The sequence below is a fragment of the Janthinobacterium sp. JC611 genome, assembly GCF_018682595.1.
GTDB lineage: Bacteria > Pseudomonadota > Gammaproteobacteria > Burkholderiales > Burkholderiaceae_D > Janthinobacterium.
In genome coordinates this window covers 193,594-200,411 of record NZ_JAFLJN010000002.1, presented here as the reverse complement: position 1 = coordinate 200,411, position 6,818 = coordinate 193,594, and the positions used below count along the sequence as shown (strand labels likewise).

Below are 6,818 nucleotides of genomic sequence, written 5' to 3'. Positions count from 1 at the left end.
GTCCCTATAACCTTAGCAGGTACAGTGGATAAGACGGTACAACGTTGCGTGTGTGTTGATACTACTATTCATTACCCCGATCTTTGCTTCTTCCAGATTCAGGCGTTGTCGCTCCACCGAGGACAAACGCCAGTACAAGTTATGCCTGATGACCATAGCAAGTTGGTCCCACCCCTTCCCATCCCGAACAGGACCGTGAAACAACTTTGCGCCGATGATAGTGCTGCAACCAGTGTGAAAGTAGGTTATCGTCAGGCTTGTTATTCGAAAAACCCCTTCCGGTGATCCGGTTGGGGTTTTTTTACGTCTGCTGCTTTTGTCCAATAACCGCGTGCGGACATAAAAAAAGCAGCGCTGTGCGCTGCCTTTGTCGTCTAACGTCGCTTAACTTCCGCGATAAGTCGAATACGACCACGGCGACACCACCAGCGGCACGTGGTAGTTTTCATCCGTATGCGCGATGCCGAAGGCCAGGGTCACCAGGTCGATGAAGCGGGGTGTTGGCAATTCCACGCCCTGGGCGGCGAAATAGTCGCCTGCGTTGAACACCAGCTCATATTGGCCCGCCTTCATGCTCTCGCCCTCCAGCAAGGGCGTGCTGCAGCGGCCATCGCTATTGGTCATATCCATCTTCAATAAAACTTTTCCTTCCGGCGCGACTGAAAACAGGGCCACCTTGACGCCGGCTCCCGGCCTGCCGTGGGCGATATCGAGTACATGCGTGCTGAGTTTTCCCATTTGCTATCCTGTATATAGGGTGAGTGAATGTGCTTATCGTGCAAATCATATACCGGTGACTGCGCCCGGCTATATGATTGGGCATATAGCCAACATTGTCCTCCTATAGGCGCGCCTCCGCATGAACAATTACGAACATTATCCACGCGACTTGATCGGCTATGGCCGCACGCCACCTCATCCGCAATGGCCGGGCAAGGCCCGCATCGCCCTGCAATTCGTCCTCAATTACGAGGAGGGCGCGGAAAACAGCGTGCTGCATGGCGATCCCGCTTCGGAAACGTTTTTATCGGAAATGATCGGTGCGGCCGCTTTTCCTGCGCGCCACCTGAGCATGGAGTCGATTTATGAATACGGTTCGCGCGCCGGGCTGTGGCGTCTGCTGCGCATGTTCGAGGAGCGGCGCCTGCCGCTGACCGTGTTTGGCGTCTCGATGGCCTTGAAGCGCAATCCGGATGCGGTAGCCGCGTTCCAGCAACTGGGGCATGAAATCGCCTGTCATGGCTTGCGCTGGATTTCCTATCAAAACATGGATGAAGCGACGGAACGCGAACACATGCGCGAAGCCGTGCAAATCATTCGCGAATTGACGGGCTCCGCCCCGCAAGGCTGGTACACGGGGCGCGATTCACCAAATACGCGCAAACTGGTGGTCGAGCATGGCGGTTTCCGCTACGACGCCGATTACTATGGCGACGATCTGCCATTCTGGGAAAAAGTGGCGTACACGGATGCCGCCGGCATGCCGGCCGTGCAGCCGCAGCTGATCGTGCCTTACACCCTGGACACGAACGACATGCGCTTTGCCGCCATGCAAGGCTTTAATTCGGGCACGCAATTTTTCGATTATCTGAAGGATGCCTTCGACGTGCTGTATGCGGAAGGCGATCCGAACGGCTTGAATCAGCCGAAGATGTTGTCGGTGGGCTTGCATTGCCGCCTGGTGGGACGTCCGGGACGGGCCGCGGCGCTGGCGCGCTTCCTCGACTATGTACAGGGCCATGAGCAGGTATGGATCACGCGCCGCATCGATATCGCCGAGCACTGGCATGCGACGCATCCCTATGCAGCTTGAAGGGTATTGATATTGGATGATAAGTAAAATCAGTCTTTGCATATAGTTGTCCCATATGCCGGTGTTAATCTCCTATACTGGGACTATACCGAGGCCAGCATGTCAGAACCGATCCGCTTTTATTACCGTGGTGCCGTACAGGAAGTACGCAACGCCGCCCCTACGCAGACTGTGTTGCAGCACCTGCGCGAGGATTTGCATTGCACGGGCACCAAGGAGGGCTGCGCCGAAGGCGATTGCGGCGCCTGCACCGTCGTCATCGGCAGCCTGGTCGATGGCCAGGTCGAGATGAAGGCCGTCAATGCCTGCATCCAGTTCACGCCCACCCTCGATGGCAAGGCCCTGTTTTCCGTGGAAGACTTGCAGCAGCCGGACGGCGCCCTGCACCCGGTGCAGCAGGCGCTGGTCGAGTGCCACGGGTCCCAATGCGGGTTTTGCACACCAGGTTTCGTGATGTCGCTGTGGGGCATGTATCTGCAGAAAAACGGCGAGACGCCCACGCGCTGCGAAATCGACGACACCCTGTCGGGCAATCTGTGCCGCTGCACCGGTTATCGGCCCATCATCGACGCGGCCAAACGCATGGGGGAATTGCCGCAGGTGACATTTGACCGCGATGCCCTGGCGCAGCAACTGCAGGCGCTGCAGCGCGGCAGCTTGAGCACCTATGAACACGGCGGCCAGCACTTCCACGCGCCGCGCAGCATCGATGAACTGGTGGCGCTGCGCGCGGCAAAGCCGCAAGCGTGCCTGCTGGCCGGCTCCACGGATGTGGGCTTATGGGTCACCAAGCAACTGCGCGACCTGGGCGACATTATTTATCTGGGCAACGTGGCCGCGCTGCAAACCATCGTCGTGGATGATGGCAAGCTGCAGATTGGCGCCGGCGCCAGCCTGAACGATGCCTATGCGGCACTGTGCCAGCATTATCCGCAAGAATTGTCGGAACTGTGGCAGCGTTTTGCCTCCTTGCCGATTCGTAACGCGGGCACCTTGGGCGGCAATGTGGCCAATGGTTCTCCCATCGGTGATTCGATGCCGTGGCTGATCGTACTGGGCAGCGAGATCGTGCTGCGTGGCCCCGCCGGCCAGCGCGTGATGCCGCTGGAAAACTTCTATCTGGCTTATCAAAAGAAAGATCTGCAGCCCGGCGAATTCGTCGAAGCCGTGCGCGTGCCCTTGCCGCGTGCCGACGTGCAATTCCGCACGTATAAACTGGCGAAGCGCTTCGACCAGGATATCTCGGCCGTGTGCGCCGCCTTCGCCTTCCAGCTCGACGGCGAGCGCATCGTCGATGCGCGCATCGCCTTCGGCGGCATGGCGGCCACGCCGCAGCGCGCCGCGCAAACGGAAGCATTTTTGCGGGGGCAAGCCTGGAGTGAAAAAAATCTGACCATTGCCATGCGTCTGCTGGCCGACGACTACGCACCGCTGTCCGACATGCGCGCCTCGAATATCTACCGCATGACGACGGCGCAAAACCTGTTGCGCCGCTTCTGGCTGGAAACACGCCCCGGTGCGCCACTGCCGCGCACTGCCGTCAATGCCTACGCTTGCCGCGCCTGAAAGGACCAGCATGAACCATCCTGCCACGCCCGAACTGCAAGCGGCCGTCTGGGCCGCCGTGGGCAAGCCCAGTCCCCATGAATCGGCGCAATTGCATGTGCTGGGGCAAGCCACGTACACGGACGATATCGCCGAATTGCAGGGTACCTTGCACGCGGCGTTGGGCCTGTCGCAAAAGCCCCATGCGCGTATCACGACCATGGATTTGTCGGCCGTCCGCGCCGCTGGCGGTGTCGTCGCCGTCTACACGGCGCAGGATATTCCCGGCACCAATGATTGCGGTCCCATCATCCATGACGACCCCATCCTGGCTGCGGAACTGGTGCAATACGTGGGCCAGCCCATCTTCATCGTCGTGGCCGATACGCACGATCACGCGCGCCGTGCCGCCCGTCTGGCGCGGGTGTCGTACGAGGAATTGCCCGCGATCATGACACCGCAAGCGGCCAAGGCGGCGCAATCATACGTGCTGCCGCCGATGCAGCTGACCCGCGGCGATTATCAGGCGGCGTTCGAGCGCGCGCCGCACGTGGTCAAGGGCCAGCTGTATGTGGGCGGCCAGGAACAGTTTTACCTGGAAGGACAGATTTCCTACGCCATCCCGAAGGAAGCGCAAGGCATGCTGGTGCTGTGTTCGACCCAGCATCCGAGCGAGATGCAGCACGTGGTGGCGCATGCGCTGGGCGTGCATTCGCACAACATCACCGTCGAATGCCGGCGCATGGGCGGTGGTTTCGGCGGCAAGGAATCGCAGTCGGCCCTGTGGGCGGCGGCCGCATCGATTGCGGCGGCGAAACTGAAGCGTCCCGTGAAATTGCGCGCCGACCGCGACGACGATATGCTGGTGACGGGCAAGCGCCACTGTTTTTACTATGAATACGAAGTGGGCTACGACGACGAGGGCAGGATCCTTGCCGCCAAGGTCGACATGACCACGCGCGCCGGCTATTCGGCGGACTTGTCCGGCCCCGTCGCCACGCGCGCCGTCTGCCATTTCGACAACACATATTACCTGTCCGACGTGGATATCCGTGCCGCCTGCGGCAAGACGAATACCCAGTCGAACACGGCATTCCGCGGCTTTGGCGGGCCGCAGGGCGCCATTGCCATCGAGTATGTCATCGATGAAATCGCCCGCCATTTGCGGCGCGATGCGCTCGATATTCGTCTGCTCAATTTCTATGGCCGCAACGATGGCGAGGGACGCAACGTCACGCCGTATGGGCAAAAAATCGTCGACAACGTCATCCATGAACTCGTCGCCGAACTGGAAGAGAGCAGCGATTACCGCGCGCGCCGCCGCGCCATCGATGCGTTCAACGAGGCTAGCCCAGTCCTGAAGAAGGGCCTGGCGTTCACGCCCTTGAAATTCGGCATCGCCTTCAACGTCACGCATCTGAATCAGGCCGGTGCGCTCGTGCACGTGTACGTCGATGGCTCCGTGCTGGTCAACCATGGCGGCACGGAAATGGGGCAGGGCATCAATACCAAGGTCATGCAGGTGGTGGCGCACGAGCTGGGACTGGACCTGGAGCGCGTGCGGGCCACGGCCACCGATACCAGCAAGGTGGCGAACACGTCGGCTACGGCAGCCTCCACCGGCGCCGACCTGAATGGCAAGGCGGCGCAGGATGCGGCGCGCCAGATCCGTGAACGCCTGGCCGATTACGCGGTCAAACTGTATGGCGGCGACGTCGCTGCTGTGCGCTTCTTTGACAATCACGTTCACGTGAATGGCCATGTGGTCGCGTTTGCCGAGCTTGTGCAGAAGGCGTATCTGGCGCGCGTACAACTGTGGTCGGACGGTTTTTATGCCACGCCCGGCCTGTCGTGGGATGCGAAGACGATGACGGGTCATCCGTTTTCGTATTACGCGTATGGCGCGGCAGTGGCTGAAGTGGTGGTCGATACCCTGACAGGCGAATGGAAGTTGTTGCGTGCCGATGCCTTATACGACGCGGGCCAGTCATTGAATCCCGCGATTGATCTGGGTCAAGTGGAAGGCGCCTTTATCCAGGGCATGGGCTGGCTGACGACGGAGCAGTTGTGGTGGAATGCGGCGGGCAAACTGATGACGCATGCGCCATCGACGTACAAGATTCCCGGCATTTCGGATTGTCCGGAAGATTTTCGCGTCCAGCTGTTCCAGAACCGCAATGTGGAAGACAGCATCCACCGCTCGAAAGCCGTGGGCGAGCCACCGCTGCTGTTGCCGTTTTCCGTCTTCTTTGCCATCCGCGACGCCATTTCCAGCGTGGCCAATCACGCCGTGCAGCCACCGCTCAATGCCCCGGCCACCAGCGAGGAAATCCTCAAGGCGGTCATGGCCGTGCAAGCGGCGCATGCCGGCGCCTAGGAGCAGAAGATGAGCGACTGGCTGACGGCAATCGACAATGACACGCAGGCATCCGTGCTGGTGACGGTGGCCCTGGTGGAAGGCTCGGGGCCGCGCGAGGCGGGCGCGAAGATGCGCGTCACCGTCGATGGCCAGGTGGACACCATCGGCGGCGGCCACCTGGAATTGCGCGCCGTGGAGATCGCCAAGACCATGCTGACCACGGGCGACACGCGTGCGCGGCTCGCGCGTTTCGCGCTGGGGCCCAGCCTGGGACAATGCTGCGGCGGCGTCGTCCACCTGGCATTCGAATATGTCGATGCCAGCCTGAAAGAATTGCTGGCCGCCTTGCGCGAACGCCGCCAGCAAGATAGCTGGCGTTTGACGGCGCTCGACGGTACGACGGCGACGGCGCTGTTCGACGTTGCCGGTCGCCTGATCGTCGGCACTGGCGCACAGGCCCCCGATACGTTTTCGCGCGAACGCGGTACCCATGTCGCGCAAGATGGCAACGGCCGGCGTTGGCTGGTCGATCCCTGCCTGGCGCCGCGCGCCCACCTGACCTTGTTTGGCGCCGGCCACGTGGGCGCCGCCATCGTGCGCGCGCTGGGCCACTTGCCTTGCAATATCACCTGGGTCGATGAACGCGAAGACATGTTTCCCGCGCAACTGCCAGGTAACGTCTGCATCGCCGCCACCGACACGCCCGAGGAATTTGTCGCCATGGCGCCGCCGGGCGGCAGTTTTCTCGTCATGACGCATAGCCATGCGCTCGATCAGCGCTTGACGCAAGCCATCATGGAGCGCGAGGATGGGGGCTGGTTCGGCTTGATCGGTTCGCACACGAAACGCAAGCAGTTCGAGCACCGGCTGCGCGCGCGCGGCGTGCCGGACGAGCGCATCGCCGCCATGGTCTGTCCGATCGGCATGCCTGGCATCCGCAACAAGGCGCCGGCCGTGATCGCCGCGTCGGTTGCCTGTCAACTACTCATGGTGTGGGAGGAAGCGGCCGCTGCCGCTGCCGCCCTGGCCGCACCGCTGCGGCTGGCCTCTGCCAGCGCGCCACCGCGCCGCGAACCACGCGCCGCCATTCACCCCTTATAG

The 6,818-nt window shown here is 61.4% G+C and carries 5 protein-coding genes and 1 rRNA gene; 5 read left to right on the top strand and 1 reads right to left on the bottom strand.

What is annotated here, in order from left to right:
- Positions 1-144 precede the first annotated feature (144 nt).
- Positions 145-257: ribosomal RNA gene (gene rrf, locus J0O65_RS02910) — 5S ribosomal RNA — on the top strand.
- 127 nt (positions 258-384) lie between these two features.
- On the opposite strand, the gene uraH is transcribed toward rrf, so the two are convergent.
- A complete protein-coding gene (gene uraH, locus J0O65_RS02905) occupies positions 385-738 on the bottom strand; it encodes a hydroxyisourate hydrolase (protein WP_215403949.1) in 354 nt (117 codons plus the stop codon).
- A 121-nt stretch (positions 739-859) separates the two neighbouring features.
- On the opposite strand from uraH, the gene puuE reads away from it, so the two are divergent.
- The 4 genes from puuE (at position 860) to xdhC (ending at position 6,818) form a co-directional block, all read left to right on the top strand.
- On the top strand, positions 860-1,813 hold the full coding sequence (puuE, locus tag J0O65_RS02900; RefSeq protein ID WP_215403947.1) for an allantoinase PuuE: 954 nt from the start codon (positions 860-862) through the stop codon (positions 1,811-1,813).
- A 99-nt stretch (positions 1,814-1,912) separates the two neighbouring features.
- The gene (gene xdhA / locus J0O65_RS02895) at positions 1,913-3,379 is read left to right on the top strand and encodes a xanthine dehydrogenase small subunit (RefSeq protein WP_215403945.1); all 1,467 of its coding nucleotides are present in this window, start codon (positions 1,913-1,915) and stop codon (positions 3,377-3,379) included.
- A gap of 10 nt (positions 3,380-3,389) precedes the next feature.
- Positions 3,390-5,735 (top strand): xanthine dehydrogenase molybdopterin binding subunit, encoded by a 2,346-nt coding sequence (gene xdhB / locus J0O65_RS02890; protein ID WP_215403943.1) that lies wholly within the window; start codon positions 3,390-3,392, stop codon positions 5,733-5,735.
- A gap of 9 nt (positions 5,736-5,744) precedes the next feature.
- The gene (gene xdhC, locus J0O65_RS02885; protein ID WP_215403941.1) at positions 5,745-6,818 is read left to right on the top strand and encodes a xanthine dehydrogenase accessory protein XdhC; all 1,074 of its coding nucleotides are present in this window, start codon (positions 5,745-5,747) and stop codon (positions 6,816-6,818) included.